The following is an 18175-nucleotide window of genomic DNA, read 5'->3' as shown; positions in this document are numbered from 1 at the left end:
GGGGCCGCCGTCGCACGCGCCGTGGTACACAAACACGAAGGTTTTTAATGAGGTACTTGCATTATAAGGATTGAATCACGTTCAGAGTAAGCATGACACGAACAACACATCGCTTCCGAGCCGTCTTTATCGCGGCACTCGTGGCCCTCTCCGCCGTCGCAGGGGCTTCGGCCGTCGCCGGTGCGGTCTCGGACGCTACTTCGACAGAGGGGTCGGACATCGCAAGCCAGCAGGTTGTCGTGGACAACGAGAGCGCGAAGTCGCTGACGCTCTCGTGGTACCGCGACGACGGTGACGGGAACGGCCCGTACCCGTTCCTGCCGAACGAGTACGCCGACGACACGTCGGGCATCGACATGATCGCGAACGCCGAGGGCGACGGGCACATGCGCGTCGACAACTCCACGGCGCGCAACCCCGGTGGCAACTGGGACATGGCGGTCGTCCACGTCGAGGCCTCGGGCGTCGAGGAACTCGCGCCCGACGAGAACGGCGTCGTCACGCAGAACTTCCTCCAGAGCGAGAACTGGAGCGTAGACATCAGTCAGGTCGACGGCAACAAGACGCTGAACATCTCGGCCAACCAGCAGGGCTTCGAGCCCGCGCCGGTCTCGGCCAACACCAGCCAGTCCATCCCGCCGGTCGTCATCCTCGGCGACACCGAAGAGGTCGAGGGCGACTGGTCGACCGGTGACGATCCGGACACGGGCGTCTACGTCTGGATGGACCCGAACCGCGCGACGCTCTCCCAGAACGGGGAGTCGGCGAACTTCTCGACCGGCGAGGAGTACCGGGCCACCTTCGACATCCACGGCGAGACGGTGAACACGTCGTTCAAGATGGTCGAGGGCACCGGTAGCCTCAACGAGTCGTACGCGCCGGGCAACCGGTTCACCTCCGAGCTGTCGGGGAGCGCGACGCTCGCCGCCGGCACCGAGATGCAGATGGAGCTGACCTTCGAGAACGGCGACACGCAGACCGAGACCGTCGAGCTCGAAGGCAACTACGAACTCGGCGGCGACACGATGGGGACCATCCCCAACGGGACCATCACGGCCGCGTTCAACCTCTCGGGTCGCGAAGGGCAGTCCTTCAACCTGACGCTGTACGCGCCGGGCACGCCGCGGGACGACGACGAGTACTTCTCCGCGGAGAACCGCATCGCGGTCGCCAACTCCTCGGGCACGGTCCAGGACATCATCGACCCGAACTACACCATCCCGGCCGCGAACCTCTCCGACGGGAAGCCCCTCGGGCTCCCGTACGGGATCGACGACACGTCGACGCCGGCCGAGATCGCGAACAGCATCGGTGACGGCGAGGTGGGCTACGACGACTCGGTCGCCTACGACTCGCAGGGCGCCCAGGCCTGGGACACGATGTGGCTCCACTACGAGACGAGCCAGTCGGTGTTCCCGGCCATCTCCAAGTCGCCCGGCCGCGACGCCAACGAGAAGTTCGTGAACTCGCCGCTGTCGTTCGAACTCACCCAGACGAACGCGGACGGCGCGCCCAAGACGCTCGACCTCGCGCAGAACGACTCGGGCGTCACCGTCGTGCAGGACCCCGACCAGGCCGACGAGCGCGTCTACAACAACGAGTCTCAGGGCGTGTTCGTCCACCTCAATCCGAACGAACTCGTGCTCTACCAGGACGGCGAACCCGTCCAGATGGAGCCCGGTGAGACCTACGAGGGGACCATGACCATCGAGACCGAGAACGGCACTCTGAACGAGACGGTCCGCTTCGAGACTCTCGAAGGCGAGACCTGGATCAACAACAAGGGCGCGCCGGTGGAGGTGCCCCAGACCCAGGAAGCGGAGATCACGCTGAACACCCAGGTCGCCGCCGGTGCGGAGTGGACGATCGACGTCACCTCGCCGGACGCGAACGTCTCCGAGTCCTGGAGCGAGATCGTCAACACGGGCTCCGGTCCGGTGATGGCCGGCAAGATCGCCGGTTCGATGCCCAATTCGTCGGTGTCCGTGACGATGGACACCAGCGATCTGGAGTACGGCACGACGCTGGTCATCAACGCGACCCGCATCGAGGACCCGCCGAACTCGCCGATCACGACGCTGAACACGACCGCGGAGGTCGTCGCGCCGCCGAGCGCGACCATCTCGATGAGCGACCAGTCCGGTGACGGGCAGTCGGTCGTCGTCGACAGCGTCAACCTGAGCGACGGCGGGTTCGTCTCCGTCCACACCGGCAGCCAGCTCGGCCCGACGGTCGGGTCGACCGACTACCTGGAGGCCGGCCAACACAGCGGCCTCGAGGTCGCCCTCGACGAGGCGGTCTCCGAGGACGCGACGCTGTACGTCGTCGCGCACCAGGACACCAACGGGAACCAGCAGTTCGACTTCCCGGCCGAGGACGACCCCTACGAGACCGAGGGTAACGTCGCCGCGGCGAGCGCGGCTTACACCGTCGAATCGACGGACACGCCGACGGCCACGCCGACCGCGACGGCCACGGCGACGCCGACGGCCACGCCGACTGACGCGCCGGCCACGGCGACGCCGACGGAGACGCCCGACGACGGCGGTGCGGAGACCACGTCCGACGGCGGCCCCGGCTTCGGTATCGCCGCGGCCATCGTCGCGCTCCTGGCGGCCGCCTTCGTCCGCCTGCGCCGCGACTGAATTACCGAGCAACTTCCTTTTTTCGCGGTCTCCGTCCGACAGCGCCTCGCTTTCGCTCACCGACCGCCACGGCCGTCTCTTTGGGGAGCGATAGCAGCGAACGGCGTGGCTACTGCTGAGGAGATCGCGACAGGTTCGAACGCCGAATCGCAGAAACGCGGCGGTCGTCGGTCAGTTCTGCTCGACGGCGAGGGTGAACTCGCGGAGCCACTCGGCGAGGCCGGACTCGGGGACGTCGAGTTCGCGCTCCGTCGGTTCGGGGTCCGGGTAGCCGCCGACCTCCTCCTGGCTGTCGATGACGCCGCCGGCGCGCGCGTCCACGTCGGAGACGATCCGCTCGTCGATAGCGTCCCGGTCGGCCGGTCGCGCGCCCGAGGCCGAGAGTGCGTTCTCGTAGGCCGCCTCGCCGCGGACGGCGGCGAGGCCGTCGGGCCACAACGGGCGTTCGCTGACGAGGTCGATCCGCGTCCCGTCGCGGGTGATGGGTATCGACGACGGGTCGGTCTCGTTGTAGGCGACGAAGGCCGTGACCGGGCCGTCCGCGTCGGTGTACGTCGTGCCGATCACCGGGTCATCCGGGTCGGTCCGCTCGCCCGCGGCGTAGAAGTTCCCGACGACGGACGCGCGCGTCTCGTCGGCGACGCCGCCGCCGAGGTTGAGCGCGCGCTCGTAGTTGTACGCGACGTTGTTCACGACGACCGAGGTCGACCCGCCTTTCAGACGCGGGTGGCGAGCAACGTTGTTCGCCCAGAGGTTGCCCGCGATGGTCACCTGCTTGCTCCGGTCCATGACGAGCGTGCCGTACCCGTGTTCGCCCTTGGGGTGGATCGAGTCGTTCAGGCACTCGGCGATCAGGTTGTTCGAGAGGGTTACCTTCGGGTTCTCAGCCCCGGCGTTCGTCGAGATGCTCTCGTCGGACCCCCAGGTGGCCGTGCAGTGGTCGACGATCACGTTGGACCCGCCTTCGTTCCCGATGCAGTCGACCGGGCCGGAGAGGTCGTCGCCGGGTCGCACGCGCAGGTGCTGGAGTATCACGTTGTCGGCACCGATCGTGAGGCCGCCCCGGATTATCGTGATCCCGGGCGACGGCGCCGTCTGGCCCGCGACGAAGACGTTCGGGCGGGAGACGGCCAGCGACTGGCCGCCGAGGTCGATCACGCCGCCCACTTCGAAGACGACGATCCGTGCCCCGGGCTGATTGAGCGCCCAGCGGAGCGACCCCTCGCCCGACGCGTCGAGAGTGGTCACCTTCACGACGTCGGGAAGCGCGCCCGACAGCCACGACGCGTCGGCAAAGCCGTCCGCGGGCGCGACGTGCGAACTCGGCGACTCGGCGAGTGTGTCCGCGTCGAACCCCGATGCGACGCTCGTTTGGGTGGACGTCTCGGTCGCCGTCGACGTCTCCGCTGCCGTTTCCGTGGCCTCGGGCGTCGCCGTCGCGGTCGGGGTCGACGCCGGTGAGTCCGCCGGATCGTTTCCGCCATCTGGGTCCGGCGTCGGCGTGGCATCGCCGCCGAGTCCGTTACAGCCGGCTGTCGCGCCCGCCGCGCCGAGTCCGGCGATCGCCAGGAGCCGACGCCGCGAGATCGCCGGTCTGTGAGTCCGATCACTGTCGCTGTCTCGTCTGCGCTCCTCAGTCATACCCGTCCCCATGGGTTTCCCTCCGTTAAAGATGCCGGAGCGTAGCGCTGCCGTTCGGTCGACCGACCGGCGGCCGGTCGTCCGATCGAGCCGCGACCTGGGACCAAACATCACCGCAAAGATAGTTAAGTATATATAGTGTCATGTGCAAAGTCGGGGTATGCCAGACTTTGACAACTGGCGATCAGACGGGAGTACGAGACGTGACTTCATCAGGGCCGGTGCCGCCGGAAGCGTCATCCTGCTCGCCGGTTGCTCGGGGAACGACGGAACCCCGACGCCAGGTGACGGGAGCGGCGACGGTGGCGACGGAACCTCCGGCGACGGTGGCGACGGAACATCCGGCGACGGCGGCGATGGCATGTCCAACGTCAACGACGCCCGGTTCCGGCTGTTCGACCACGCGGACGCGGCGCCCCCGGAGCGACACCTGAACCCCTGGAACCCGGCCCAGACGGGCTGCTGGTGGCCCGGCGCGGCTATCATGGACCGCCCGGCGGCCTACAGTCCGTCGGCCGACAAGATCATCCCCGTGATGATCGAGGACTGGGAGATGACGGACGACACGACCCTTGAGGCCACGTTCCGCGACGACTACACGTGGCACAACGGGGACCAGTTCGTCGCCCAGGACTACGTGATGGAGCAGCAGATCGAACTGGAAATCCTGAAGGCCCAGGCCGAGGACGGCGAGAACGCCCACGTCGCGATGGAGAGCATCGAGGCGGTCGACGACCGGCTCGTCCGGGTCAACCTGCACACGCCGTACGCGCCGAAGTTCGCGATGCAGAACACCATCGCGGACTACCACGGCAACCTCGCGCGCGGTGTCTTCACGAAACACGACGACAAGAAGTGGAGCGACTGGCACAAGCGCCTTCGCAACGCCTCGGGTGACGACAAGACGGCCGTGATCGAGGAGATCACGACGGCCAACTACCCGAAGATCACGAACAACCCCATCGGGCACGGTCCCTTCCAGCTCAAGAACGTCGGCGACAACATCATCGTCTGCGAGCTCTACGAGGACCACCCGAACGCCGAGAACATCAACTTCCGGGAGTTCGCGATGCGGAACTTCCCGAACACGAACCAGCCGGTCCAGCCGTACTCGAGCAACCAGGTCGACGCGACCGCGGGCGGCTTCCCGGTCCAGAACGACCTGAAGAAGCAGCTGCCGGACACGCACTCGCTGTACCGCCAGGCGCGCTCGGCCAACAGCCTGTTCACGTTCAACTGCGGCGCCAACAACGACTACGACACCCCGGTCAACGACCGCAACGTCCGGAAGGCCATCTGCCACGTCTTCAACCGGAAGGGCGTCGACAAACTGCTGCAGGGCGTCAAGCGGCGCTTCAAGTGGGCGCCGTGCCGCGTGCCCGGTCGCATCCTCCAACGCGGCGAGCACGAGTCGACCGAGTGGGTCAAGGACTTCGAGATGTACGGCCAGAACGACACCGAACGCGCCGCCAAGTACCTGCGCAAGTCCGACTTCGAGCAGGACAGCAACGGCAACTGGCTCACGCCGGACGGCGAGCGGTTCGAACTCGAGTTCCTGAACGCGACCAAGCGGGTCGACTTCCAGGTCCTCCAGAAGAACCTCGAGGACTTCGGTATCGGCGTGACCCAGAACTCCGTCGACACGGCGACCTTCGACGAGCGCCGTCAGAACGGCGAGTACGAGATGATCCCCGACGGCTCCTCGGCGAACGGCATCACCGCGATGTGGGCGCCGGGCCTGGTCGTCGACTGGCTCTCCAGCCTCGCACAGTTCTCGCTCGACGCCGAGATCCCGATGCCCATCGGCGACCCCGAGGGGTCGAGCGGGACCAAGCAGATCAACGTCGCCGACCACATCCAGAAGTGGCAGACCACCGGCGACTCCAAGTACCACAAGGAGCTGATGTGGTGGTGGAACCAGTACGTGCCGGAGCACGAGAACATGTACGAGCCCGACGCGGGCGCGTTCAACAAGAAGAACTGGAAGCTCAACGCGTCCCCGGAGATCACCGAGGGTATCGACGACGCGCTGTTCATCGCGACGAAAGTCGGCGACGGCATCCAGTACACCGGTAACTAACCGGTCGAACCGCCGTCGACGGCCCCGATTCACTTCGCTTTTTGCGCCCGCCACGTCGCGGAGCGACAGCGTCCTACAGCTCGCGAGCGGGCCGAAGTGCTCTCGGTCCGGCGCGGGCCGCCGAGCGAACGCTTATATCTCCGCGGCGTCAGTCGGGGGGTATGGGACTGCTCAAGTCCGCTGCCAAGGTGATCCTCGGGGTCGACATCCTCTTTCTCCTCCTGCTGGCGTTCTGTTTCTCCGTCCTCGAACCCGGAACCGCCCCGTACGTCGTCGCACAGTTGACGCTCGTCCCGACGGTCCTGTCGTTTATCGCCAGCGCCGTCGTCATCCGCACCGAGTGGGAGCCGTTCTGACAGCCCGCGGAGCGATGGGCGATCACAACAGTCTGACTGGCCTCGCGTTCTATCGGCCGGCCGAAACGTAGCCCCGGTTTCTGTGGGCGAGTTGCCATATATCCGTGGCTTCTGTCAGTCGACCGCGACTCTCGGTCTGATTGCGGGTACGCGTGCGGGCGGTGGAGGGATACATTCAAGGGGTTCGGAATCACTACCCTTCAAGTAGTAGGATCATGGTAAACATAGACTGGCGTCTGCGCAGGCTAGGGCAGACAGCGTTCACCGCGTGGGCCGTTATCACGCTCTCGTTCGTGATCGTCCGGATGATGCCGGGCAATCCGATGGGGGCGATGATCCAGCAGCTCGAGCGGCGTGGGATGGATCCGGCGCGAGCACGGCAACTGGTCGAACTGCGGCTGAGCATCGACCCGACGAAACCGATTCCGCAGGCGTACGTCGACTACATGATAAACATGGCCCAGGGGAACCTGGGACAGTCGGTGTACTACCAGGAATCGGTCGTCGACATCATCGCTCAGTCGCTTCCCTGGACCCTGTTCGTGCTGAGCTGGGCGACGTTCATCAGCTTCTTCATCGGCATCTCGGTCGGCGCCCTGATGGCGTACTGGGAAGGTGGGAAACTGGACGTCGGACTGACCTCGTGGGCGATCCTGATGGGGTCGATCCCGTTCTACGTGCTGGCTATCATGTTGCTCATCTTCATGTCGTACCGCTGGGGCTGGTTCCCGACGGGCGGGAAACAGCCGACCGGAGTCGAACCCGGGCTGACGTGGCCGTTCATCGCGGGGGTGATACGACACGCGGCGTTGCCGGTGCTTTCGATGATCGTCGCGTCCGGGGTGGCGTCGCTGGGGATGCGTGGGAACGCGATCCGCGTCCTCGGCGAGGACTACCTCCGAGTCGCCCGACTCCGCGGGCTCTCCGACGTGACCATCTCGACGCAGTACGTCGCGCGCAACGCCATCCTCCCGATGTACACGACGCTGCTCATCGGCATCGGCGAGATGTTCGGCGGGTCCATCGTCCTGGAGCAGGTGTTCCAGTACCGCGGCATCGGGTGGTACATGCTGTCGGCTACCTACCAGCGCGACTACGCGCTGATGATGGGCGGGTTCGTGGTGATCACCCTCGCGGTCGTCACCACGCTGTTGATCGCCGACCTGACGTACGGCTATCTGGACCCGCGAGCACGGGGGCAGGAAAGTGAGTCGTACTGAGACCAACTGGGCGGGCGAGCGCCCGTCCCCAGAGCGGCGGCTTGCGGCCGCGACGACGGGTGAAGCCCGTCACAGACAACCGAAACAGAGAGATATGGAATCCACCGAGCGATCAGAACGGACAGCGGAGGGATCGACCGATGAGTGATTCGACCGACGGGGCGGACCGGCGGGACCACGCGGACGCCCTGGAAGCCATCCCGGACGCCGACGAGGCGACCGACGATCCGGTCGCGAGGACCGACGGCGGCAACGTCGGCGTCGACTCCCCATTCGAGGTCGTCTCCTCCGTCGAGGAGACGCGGCTCGACAGGATCCGGAAGATCTACGACACCTACGTCCGCGCGCCGTTTCTGATCGTCTGGACGGACTGGCGGGCCCGGATCGGGTTCACGATCGTCTTCACCTACCTCTTCATGGGTATCGTGGGACCGCACATCATCTCGCCCACCGAAGTCGGCGAGGCCGGTGCACTCGCGAAGCCGTTCCAGAACTGGGACTACCCGCTCGGGACCGACCAGATGGGCCGTGACCTGTTCTCGCAGGTCGTCTACTCCACGACCGAGATCCTGAAGATGGTCTTCTCCGGCGCGCTCGCGACCGTCGGGGTCGGGACGCTCGTCGGCGCCATCGCCGGTTACAAGGGTGGCTGGGCCGACACGGTCCTGAGTTCGATCACGGACATCTTCATCAACCTGCCGGGTCTGCCGACGGTGATGGTGCTGGCGCTGTTGCTCCCCATCGGAAACGACCCGTACGTCGTCGGGATCCTGCTGAGCATCGCCGCGTGGGGCGGACTCGCGCGGGCGATCCGCTCGCAGATGCTGACGCTGCGGTCGGAGTCGTTCGTCGAGGCCTCGCGAGCGATGGGCATCCCCAACCGGGACATCATCTTCAAGGAGATCGTCCCGCACCTGATGCCGTTCGTCGTGATCAACCTGACTAACGCGGCTCGCCGGGTCATCTTCTCGGCGGTCGCCCTGTACTATCTGGGCATCCTGCCCTTCGAGAAGCTCAACTGGGGGATCACGCTCAACCAGGCCTACAGTTCGAACGCCCACGTCCGACCGGGCGCGCTCCACTGGTTCCTGGTGCCGATGATCGCCATCATCGTCTTCTCCGTGGGGCTGATCCTCCTCGGACAGTCGCTGGACCGCGTCTTCAACCCGCGGGTCCGCGCCCGCCACGAGAAGCGGTCTGGTGACGAGGGGGCGGCGAGCGGAGAGGAAGACACGAGCGGCGAGAGCATGGTCGGAGGTGTCTGAAATGACGGTATCTGAGACTGACTACGAACGAACGGTGACGCACAGCGACCCGATCCTGCAGATGCGAGACACGACGGTCTCGTTCGACATGGAACGGGGCGAATCGCGCGTCCTCGACAACGTCGACATGGACATCGAGCGCAACGAGGTGCTCGGCGTCGTCGGCGAGTCGGGGTCGGGCAAGTCGATGTTCGCCTCGGCCCTGCTCGACGCGGTCGTCGACCCGGGCTACCTCCGGGGAGACATCACGTACAACCCCGGGGACGGCGAGTCCCTCGACGTGCTCGAACTGAGCAAGCAGGAGCGGAAGCAGTACCGCTGGGAGGAGGTGTCGATGGTGTTCCAGGGCGCGATGAGTTCGTTCAACCCCGTCCGGGACGTCGAGACGCACTTCGTCGAGACCCTGGAGGCCCACGACTACGACGTCCGCGAGGGCATGGAGCGGGCCCGCCAGCTGCTCGAAGACCTGTACCTCGACGCCGACCGCGTGCTCGACTCCTACCCGCACGAACTCTCGGGCGGGATGAAACAGCGCGCGCTCATCGCGCTCTCGCTCGTCCTCGAACCGGAAGTGCTCGTGATGGACGAGCCGACCGCGGCGCTCGACCTGCTGATGCAGCGCTCTATCATCTCCCTGCTGGAGAACCTCAAGGAGCGCTACGACCTGACGATCGTCTTCATCACGCACGACCTGCCGCTGGTCGCTGACATCGCCGACCGCGTCGGCGTGCTCTACGCCTTCGAGTTCGTCGAACTCGGACCGACCGACGAGATCCTCGAAGACGCCGCGCACCCCTACACGCGGATGCTGCTGAAGTCGACGCCGAACCTCGAATCGCCGATCGAGAACATGCGGCCGGTCGAGGGGTCGGCGCCGGACCCGGTGAACGTCCCCGAGGGCTGCTCGTTCCACCCGCGCTGTCCGCTCGCCGACGAGGAGTGCGTCGACGTCGACCCCGGCCCGTACGACGCCGGCGAAGGGCGGTTCGTCCACTGCCACCACTGGGAGCACTCCGCCGAGGAGATCCCGATGACCGAAGACGCGGACTCGCCCGAACTCGCGGACGACGGCACGGAGAGGCGGTCCACGAAGCCCGTCCCCGACCGCGAGGGCGAACAGCCCGTCCTCTCGATGAACGACGTGGAAGTCCACTTCGAGAAGGAGTCGGGCTTCCTGGACTTCTTCGAGGACCCGCCGGCGGTCAAGGCCGTCGACGGCATCGACCTGGACATCTACGAGAACGACGTGGTCGTGCTGGTCGGCGAGTCCGGTTGCGGCAAGACCACCCTCGGCAAGACCGCGGTCGGCCTGCAGCGGCCGACTGGCGGCAGCGTCGAGTACCGCGGCAACGACATCTGGGACGTCCGCGACGGCAACGGCGACGGCTCGGTCTCGTGGAGCGAGATCCGCCGGTCGCTCCAGATCGTCCACCAGGACCCGGGGAGCGCGCTCAACCCCCACCGCCGCAACAGCAAGATCCTGGAAGCGCCGCTCAAGCGCTGGCACAAGGACCTCGACGGCAACGACCGCCGCCAGCGCGTCATGAGCATGCTCGAACACGTCGGGATGACGCCGCCGGAGGACTACTACGAACGCTACCCCCACCAGCTCTCGGGCGGCGAGCAACAGCGCGTCGCGCTCATCCGCGCGATGCTAATGAACCCCGAGGTCATCCTGGCCGACGAGCCGGTCAGCGCACTGGACGTGAGCCTGCGCGTGGAGATGATGGACCTCCTCATCGAACTGCAGGACATGTTCGACACCTCGTACCTGTTCATCTCCCACGACCTCGCGAACGCCCGGTACATCGCCGAGCGAACGGGCGGGCGCATCGGCGTCCTCTACCTCGGCGAGCTGGTCGAGATCGGGCCGCCGGAGCAGGTCATCAACAACCCCCAGCACCCCTACACGCAGGCGCTGCGCTGGGCGACGCCGGAGCTCGACCCCGAGGAGGAGCGCGCCGACGAGTCGCCGATCCGGGAGATCGACATCCCGGACCCGACGAACCCGCCGAGCGGCTGTCGCTACCACACCCGTTGCCCGGAAGCGCGCGAGGTGTGCGCCGAGCAGACGCCCGGGTCGTACGCGGCAGAAACGGGCAGCGAGTCCCACCGCGGCGCCTGCTTCCGGATGGTCGACGATCACGAGTACTGGCAGAGCGAGTCTATCGTCGACGACGCGGACGACGACTTCTCCGCGACCGGCGGCGAGGCGGCGCCGTCAGACGACTGACGACAGCCGTTTCGCCCGCTTCACCCGCGTCGTTCGATTCGTCCTGTTTCGGCCGTTCTTCCGCGTTTCCTCGACACACCAGCGGCTGGTAGCCGGTTGCCGTTCGGAAGCAAGTCGTCCGCGAGCCGTCGGCCGTGGTCCGGAGCGTCGTTACTCGCCGAGCGTCCAGTTCACCGTGATCTGGCCTTCCTCGAAGCTCTCGCTGTACTCCACTCTGAGGGCTGCCCGCTCGGCCGCGACCGGGACGTTCGCGGGCAGGTCGCCCTCGCTGACCGAGCCGGGTTCGAGTTCGCCGCCCCGGTAGCGGTCGCGGTTGTCGGAGAGGTGCTGGAAGGAGTACTCCTCCTCGCCGCGGAAGAACCCGATGTCCGAGACCAGCGGCGCTCGCGCCGGTTCGTCGGCCGTGTTCTCGGCGCGGACCGTGCCGACGGCCCACTTGTCGCCGTCGGTGGGTTCGGCGGTTTTCTCGCCGCCGCTGCTCTCGTAGGTGTAGGTCTCGCCGAACCCGACGTCGTGGACGGACAGCGCGACGCCGTTGGGGAGGAGGTGGGTCTCTCCGAGGGGGATCTCCCTGGCGACGAACCGGGTCCGCGCGACTGGGTCGGCGTCGGCGAGCCGGTACGACGCCGGTTCGACGTAGTGATTCGGCGGGAGATCGACCGTCTCGGTGACCGACTCGCCCGCGGCCACGGTCGCCTCGACGGTCGCGTCGGTCGCCGTCCACTCGCCGGTTCCGACCTTCGCTTCGACGGCCGAGGAGAACGACCCCGACTGCCCGCCCGCGTTCTCCAGCGTGACCGACAGCGTGCCCGCGGTCCCGATCTCTATGGTCGACGGGACGGACACGTCGGTCACCCCGACGGACGCGGGGGCGACCGTCGCGGTCTCGGTCCGTGTCGGCGAGTCCGTCGCCGGACCGCCGCCGCTCGATCGCGTCTCGGTCGCCGGGCCGTCGTCTCCGGACGGCGAGTCGGTCGTGCGTTCGGTCTGGCCGCATCCGGCCGTGACTGCCGCTGCTGTCGCGAGAAACGCGCGGCGATTCATATCCCTGTGTTACGGTCTCACAGTAAGGGTCTTTCGGTGACGGGGCCGGTTCGACGACGCCGTTCAGCCCGCCCGCACGGCGGATCGACGACCGGTCGAATCAAGGTGACACCGGGAGTACGTGGCGTCGATGACCGACTCGGAGCACCTCGCGCTTGTCTGTTCGACGGCCGGCGACGGCGATGCCGGCGTCTACGCGTACGCCTACGACGGGGCCGCGGGGACGCTGTCCGAAACGGCGTCGACGTCCGTCGAGCACCCGATGTACCTCGCCCCCCATCCCGACCGCGACAGGGTCTACGTCGCGAACCGGACGGACGGAGGCACGGTGAGCGCGTTCGCCGTCGACCGGGAAGACGGGTCGCTCCGCCGCCGGGTCGACCGGTCGAGCGAGGGCGTCGGCCCGTGCTACGTGAGCGTCGACCCCGAAGGCCGGTACGCCTTCACCGCGAACTACGGCGGCGGGACCGCGGCGATGTACCCCGTCGACGGCGACGGTGACCTGGGCGCCGCTTGCGACGTGGTCGCCCACGAAGGCAGCGGCGCGAACTCGAACCGCCAGGCCGAACCGCACCCCCACGCCGCCGTCCCCGGTCCCGACGGCGAGTTCGTCTACGTCCCGGACCTGGGGACCGACCGCGTCGAAGCGTATCGGATCGACGCCGCGTCCGACCGTCTCCGCCCGGCGGAGCCGGGAGGCGTGTCCCTCCCGCCGGGGACGGGACCGCGCCACCTCGCGTTCGGGACCGACGGCGAGTTCGGCTACCTCGTCGGCGAACTGGACTCGACGGTGACGACGCTCGCTCGCGACGCCGACACCGGCGCGCTCTCTCCCGTCGGGGCCGTGAGCACCGTCCCCGACGAGGCCTCGGTCGCGGACAACGCCCCCTCCGACGTACACGTCCACCCCTCCGGCCGAGTGTACGTCTCGAACCGAGGCCACCAGAGTATCGCCGAGTTCGGGGTCGCCGACGACGGGTCGCTCACCTCGCTGGGGCACACTCCCACCGGCGGCGCGAATCCGCGGGACTTCGCGCTCGACCCGCGGGGTCGCTTCCTGCTCTGCGAGAACCGCGACGACTTCACCGTCGTCAGCTTCGCGGTCGGGGACAGCGGCGGTCTCGACGAACGCGCGCGTCGGGCGGTCCCGAAACCGACCTGTCTCGCGTTCCTCCGGCGAGCGTGACTCGTTCGCGCCGCCGGTAGGGGCAGATTTATTCTCCGCGCGACCGATCGACGGGTGTATGGAGTCCTTCGAATCAGACGACGGGCACGTCATCGTCCGTCTCGACCGCGGCGACATGGCACTGGAATCGATAGAGGCGGCCTGCGAGGACCACGACGTCGACACCGGGGCCGTGGTCTCGGGGATCGGGACGTTCAGCAACCTCAACATCCACTACGTCAACCGGACGGACCTCCCGGAAGACCAGTCGGACCGGAACGTCGACCTCGAACTCGACGGCTCCTGGGAGGTCACGAACGTCGGTGGTGCGATCGCGGACGGCGAACCGCACCTCCACGTCACGGCGTTCAACGGGGAGCGGACCGTAGGCGGTCACTTAGAGGAGGGCTGTGAGGTGAACGTCCTCGGCGAGTTCACGATCCGGAAGATCGACGGGCTCTCGCTGACGCGGGAACCCGGAGAACACAACGTTTCGCAGTTGACCGAGCGATAACGACGAGCGTACCCCGTTCTCACCGGCGGCGCCACCAGATCAGCGTCCGCCCGACCGTCCCGGCGACTACGAGCGCGACGCCCCACAGCAGGAAGATCGTCGCCCAGATGCCGGAGATCCCCCGGACGAGGAATCCGGAGCGGATCGCGGCCTCGATCGCGATAGCGAGGAACGTCAGAAGGACCCCCAGCGTCGCGACTCTCGCCAGCACCGATTCCTTGATTTCCGACGCCGCTCGCGTCGCGAAACTGTTCGCACCGCTCGCGTTCTTGCTGGTCGCCATTACCGATATCTCCGGTGCACTCCTATAAATTGGTTTGGGTCGGGTCGCGCGTTCGGCCAGTCGTATCATCTATCGTATGTTATGGAGAAAGCATATATACTCAACTTCCGAAGCCGTAGTCGTCCCGAACCCCACGCGGGACAGCGCACAGACATCGAACTAATCCCCAACACCACTCCGCGCAAATCCACACGCGGTACTGCTGTCTGCTGTCTGCTCTCGGTGACGGGACCGTACCGGGCGCGCAGATCCACCCTGCCATGACTCGGCGACCGGTCCCGTTCGCGAGGTTTTCTCTCGTGCGATCTGGAGATACAGCGTCGGCCGACTGGCGAGTTCGCTCGGATATCAGGCCGGGGGTTCGTCCCACTCGTCGCCGTCGTCCTGCGGGTTGTAGTCGATCAGCGACCGGGCGTGTTCGAGGTCGAACCAGCGGCGCTGGTTGTCGCTGACGCCGTAGAAGGTCCCGTACTCGACGTTGTCGTCTTCGAGACAGCACTCCACCTGGTGGGCGAAGTCCCGGCGGGACTGCCAGGTGCACTTCATCCGGGCGACGGCGCGTTCGTACTCCGGGCTGCCGCGCTCGAAGTCCCCGTCGTCGACGCCGGACTCGGCGTTGCCGTACGGGTGGTCGTACTCGGGCATGTTGACCGTCCCGACCCGCAGCGAGTAGACGTGTTTCGGGTACTCGAACTCCTCGACGTAGTAGCGGGCCAGGTCCTCGCCGAAGCTCTTGGAGGCGCCGTAGTAGGAGTCGGGCCTGACCGGGTCCGTGTGGTCGACGAGGAGGCTGTAGTCCCGGCTGTACAGCTCGGGCGCGTGTTCTATCTCGTACTTGCCCATCACGTGGTTGGTCGAGAGGAAGACGAACGTCTCGACTTCCTCCTCGCGGGCGGCTTCGAGGGCGTTGTACGCGCCGACGATGTTCGGTTCGAGCACGTCGGTCCAGTCGCCGTCCGTGTAGGGATAGGCGGCCATGTGGACCATCGCGTCCCGGTCCTCGGAGGCCGCGCGGAGCTTCTCGCCGTCGGTGACGTTGCCGACGATGGTGTCGTAGCCGCCGTAGGGGTGGTCGTCGGGCCGGTCCGACCGGTTGTAGTACGTGAAGTCGTAGGCGTCGTCGTCGTGCAGGTGGTCGATCAGCGCCGTGCCGCAGCGTCCGTACGCGCCGGTAACCAGAACGTCCATACCCAATAGCGGGTTCGTCCCCCTATGAAAATGTCGGATCCCGCGCTACCGTCCGATTCCCGATCGGTCGCGCCCCTACGCGCTCGCGTCGTCGGACAGGCACTCCTCGATCGTCCAGCCGCCGAAGACGGTCTCCAGCGACTCGTACTGTTTGGCCTCGGCGTCACTGAGCTGGTGCGCCCAGTCGACGCGCTGGTCGGTGGCCGCACCCGGGCCCTCGTTGTTGTACTCGGCCAGGAACGCCGTCTTCGTCTTGTCGTCGTGTTCGGGCTCGTCCCACGGCTCCCAGCCCGCCGGTCGGATCACGTCGCCGAGGTAGGAGTTCATGAACACGGCCTGTCCGTAGGGCTCCCACGGCCGGCCGAGGTACACGGACTGCTCGGGCGCGTCGCCGGTGATCTCGCAGTTCCTGAAGACGTACCCGTGGTCCTGTTTCTCGGGCGTGGCGGGGGCGACGATGTACCCCTCGTCCTTGCAGTTGATCTTGCAGTTGTCGAACACCGCCGTCGCGAGGCCGAAGATGAAGTCCACGTCGCCCTCCACGTAGCAGTTCCGGAAGTACTGGCGGGTGCCCCGCCCGTAGTTGTAGAGGGTGTCCTGGTTGCCGACGAACCGGCAGTTCTCGAAGAACGCGCGGTCGCCGCTGACGCGCATCGCGACGGCCTGGGCCACGTCCGGCGCGGCGTTCTCGAAGGTGATGTTCCGCGCCGTGAAGTCCAGCCCGTCGGCGAAGAAGCTCGACGACTGCGAGGTACCGAGTTCCTCGCCGTTGTCGCCGGTCTTGTCGGCGTGGTCGTCGTAAGTGAGGACCGTCTCGGTCGCGCTCTCGCCGACGAAGGTCACGTCCGTGCGGTTCGGCGGCAGGCGGATCTTCTCCTTGTACCGCCCGGGCTTGATGAAGACGCGGAACCCGTCGAAGGTCCCCGGATCGATCGCGTCGGTGGCCGCCTGGACCGACTCGAAGTCACCGGAGCCGTCTTTCGCGACGACGGCGTCGTACTCGTCGCTCTCCGCGGGACAGCCGTACTGGGCGATCAGCTCCTCGACGCTCTGGGTTTCTGTCGGCGACGGCGACGGGGTGCCCGTCGCGGTCGGCGTGTCGGTCGCGGTGGCCGTCGGGGTCGGCGCGGCCGTCTCCGTCGGCGTCGCCCCCGGATCGGCGGTTGCCGGCTCCCCGTCTCCGCTACAGCCGGCGATCGATCCCAGGACCGCCGTCCCAGTCATGGCCAACAGCTGTCGCCGAGACGGCCGCTTCGGCTCCCGGCGCTGGTCGTCGCTATCGCTCTCGTCGGACATGCCCTGATAGTCGATAAACCGACACAAAAACCTGCTGCACTCAGCCCGGCCGACCGGGCGTCCCCCTCCGCCGAACGCCTATTCAGATCCGCTGTAGCGTTCGATCGCGTCTTCGTCCACGGTGATTCCCAGCCCGGGCTCCTGGGGCACGGCCAGACGGCCGCCCGTCGGGTCGAAGGGGGTCTCCAGGATGTCCTCGCGCAGCGGGTTGGCGCTGCGGTCGAACTCGACCATCATCGGGTCGGGGACGTTGCGGGTGTGGGGGTAGTCGCCGACGCTGGCCGCGAACTGGACGGCCGCGGCGAGACCGACCGCGCTGTTCCAGATGTGCGGGCGGACGGCGACGTTCTCCGTCGACGCCAGGTCGGCGATCCGACGGGCCTCCGAGAGGCCGCCACACCGAGCGAGGTTCGGTTGGACCACGTCGACGAGGCGGTCGTCGATCAGCCGCTTGAACTCGAAGCGCCCGTAGTGGGCCTCCCCCGCCGCCAGCGGCACGTCGGTCCGCTGTCTGAGTTCCCGGTAGCCAGAGAGGTTCTCCGGCGGAACCGGCTCCTCGACCCACGTGAGGTCGTAGTCCGCGATCGCCCGGATCGACCGGATCGCTTGGTCGGGGCGGTAGTTGCCGTTCATGTCGACCATCAGGCGGGCGTCGTCGCCGAGGATCTCGCGCGCGGTCCGGACCCGTTCGACGTCGGTCTCCGGGTCGGCGCCGATCTTGATCTTCGCCGCCTCGAAGCCCTCGTCGACGGCTTCGCGCATCGGCTCCTCGATAGGTCGGTCGCGCTCGGTGTAGTACATCGTCGAGGCGTAGGGGAGCAACTCCTCGCGTTCGGGCCCGCCGAGCAGGCGGTAGACCGGGCGGCCGGCGGCCTTGCCGCGGATGTCCCAGCAGGCCACGTCGACGGCGCTGACGACGCTCTGAACGAAGACGCTCCCGCCGAAGTGGTAGGGATCGGTGTACGACCGGGTCGCGAGCGAGGCCGAGTCGACGGGGTCCATGCCGACCACCTCGTCGCGGAACAGTTCGTCGACGGTCGCCTCGACGATCGGGCCGGGCGCGAACGCCTCGCCCCAGCCGACGGTGCCGTCGTCCGTCTCCAGTCGCAGGAGCGTCGTCGCTCGGTCGTGGCCGAATCCGCGCGCGTCGCCGAGGCCCTCGCCGTCGGGCAGCCTGTGCGAGAGACCGTAGACGTCGAGATCGGTGATCTCCATGTCTCAGTGCGATACCCGCCGGCGCATATA

14 protein-coding genes are annotated in these 18175 nt (G+C 67.1%); 8 read left to right on the top strand and 6 right to left on the bottom strand.

What is annotated here, in order from left to right; translation table 11 throughout:
- Positions 1–92: 92 nt before the first annotated feature.
- Positions 93–2645, top strand: a complete 2553-nt coding sequence (locus PSC72_RS18900) for a DUF7282 domain-containing protein (RefSeq protein ID WP_274322978.1) — start codon at positions 93–95, stop codon at positions 2643–2645.
- Positions 2646–2816: 171 nt separating this feature from the next.
- Here PSC72_RS18900 and PSC72_RS18895 read toward each other — a convergent pair whose 3' ends face one another.
- Positions 2817–4286: a pectate lyase family protein gene (locus PSC72_RS18895; protein ID WP_274322977.1), complete on the bottom strand. Its 1470-nt coding sequence runs from the start codon at positions 4284–4286 to the stop codon at positions 2817–2819.
- A gap of 160 nt (positions 4287–4446) precedes the next feature.
- On the opposite strand from PSC72_RS18895, the gene PSC72_RS18890 reads away from it, so the two are divergent.
- The 5 genes from PSC72_RS18890 to PSC72_RS18870 all read left to right on the top strand — a co-directional run bounded on the left by PSC72_RS18890 (position 4447) and on the right by PSC72_RS18870 (position 11440).
- Positions 4447–6366: an ABC transporter substrate-binding protein gene (locus PSC72_RS18890; protein ID WP_274322976.1), complete on the top strand. Its 1920-nt coding sequence runs from the start codon at positions 4447–4449 to the stop codon at positions 6364–6366.
- A gap of 161 nt (positions 6367–6527) precedes the next feature.
- Positions 6528–6722, top strand: a complete 195-nt coding sequence (locus PSC72_RS18885) for a hypothetical protein (RefSeq protein WP_274322975.1) — start codon at positions 6528–6530, stop codon at positions 6720–6722.
- A gap of 215 nt (positions 6723–6937) precedes the next feature.
- Positions 6938–7942: an ABC transporter permease gene (locus PSC72_RS18880; protein WP_274322974.1), complete on the top strand. Its 1005-nt coding sequence runs from the start codon at positions 6938–6940 to the stop codon at positions 7940–7942.
- Between the two features lie 140 nt (positions 7943–8082).
- Positions 8083–9207 (top strand): ABC transporter permease, encoded by a 1125-nt coding sequence (locus PSC72_RS18875; protein ID WP_274322973.1) that lies wholly within the window; start codon positions 8083–8085, stop codon positions 9205–9207.
- A gap of 1 nt (position 9208) precedes the next feature.
- Complete coding sequence (locus PSC72_RS18870) at positions 9209–11440, top strand: ABC transporter ATP-binding protein (protein WP_274322972.1); 2232 nt, start codon at positions 9209–9211, stop codon at positions 11438–11440.
- A 150-nt stretch (positions 11441–11590) separates the two neighbouring features.
- Here the strand turns inward: PSC72_RS18870 and PSC72_RS18865 are convergent, their stop codons facing one another.
- Positions 11591–12484 carry a hypothetical protein gene (locus PSC72_RS18865; RefSeq protein WP_274322971.1) on the bottom strand — a complete coding sequence of 298 codons (894 nt, stop codon included), beginning with the start codon at positions 12482–12484 and terminating at the stop codon, positions 11591–11593.
- Between the two features lie 130 nt (positions 12485–12614).
- Between PSC72_RS18865 and PSC72_RS18860 the strand changes: the two genes are divergently transcribed.
- Together PSC72_RS18860 and PSC72_RS18855 are read left to right on the top strand one after the other, a co-directional pair.
- Positions 12615–13670, top strand: a complete 1056-nt coding sequence (locus tag PSC72_RS18860; RefSeq protein ID WP_274322970.1) for a lactonase family protein — start codon at positions 12615–12617, stop codon at positions 13668–13670.
- Between the two features lie 58 nt (positions 13671–13728).
- Positions 13729–14163, top strand: coding sequence for a PPC domain-containing DNA-binding protein (locus PSC72_RS18855; protein ID WP_274322969.1), 435 nt, complete (start codon positions 13729–13731; stop codon positions 14161–14163).
- Positions 14164–14182: 19 nt separating this feature from the next.
- On the opposite strand, the gene PSC72_RS18850 is transcribed toward PSC72_RS18855, so the two are convergent.
- The 4 genes from PSC72_RS18850 to PSC72_RS18835 all read right to left on the bottom strand — a co-directional run bounded on the left by PSC72_RS18850 (position 14183) and on the right by PSC72_RS18835 (position 18145).
- Positions 14183–14446: a hypothetical protein gene (locus tag PSC72_RS18850; protein ID WP_274322968.1), complete on the bottom strand. Its 264-nt coding sequence runs from the start codon at positions 14444–14446 to the stop codon at positions 14183–14185.
- Positions 14447–14794: 348 nt separating this feature from the next.
- A complete protein-coding gene (locus tag PSC72_RS18845; RefSeq protein WP_274322967.1) occupies positions 14795–15634 on the bottom strand; it encodes an NAD-dependent epimerase/dehydratase family protein in 840 nt (279 codons plus the stop codon).
- Between the two features lie 75 nt (positions 15635–15709).
- Positions 15710–16930 carry a pectinesterase family protein gene (locus PSC72_RS18840; protein ID WP_274322966.1) on the bottom strand — a complete coding sequence of 407 codons (1221 nt, stop codon included), beginning with the start codon at positions 16928–16930 and terminating at the stop codon, positions 15710–15712.
- 78 nt (positions 16931–17008) lie between these two features.
- Positions 17009–18145, bottom strand: a complete 1137-nt coding sequence (locus PSC72_RS18835; RefSeq protein ID WP_274322965.1) for a mandelate racemase/muconate lactonizing enzyme family protein — start codon at positions 18143–18145, stop codon at positions 17009–17011.
- Positions 18146–18175: the final 30 nt, after the last annotated feature.

This window comes from Halosimplex aquaticum (assembly GCF_028747785.1).
GTDB lineage: Archaea > Halobacteriota > Halobacteria > Halobacteriales > Haloarculaceae > Halosimplex > Halosimplex aquaticum.
This window is presented reverse-complemented; position numbering and strand designations above follow the sequence as displayed.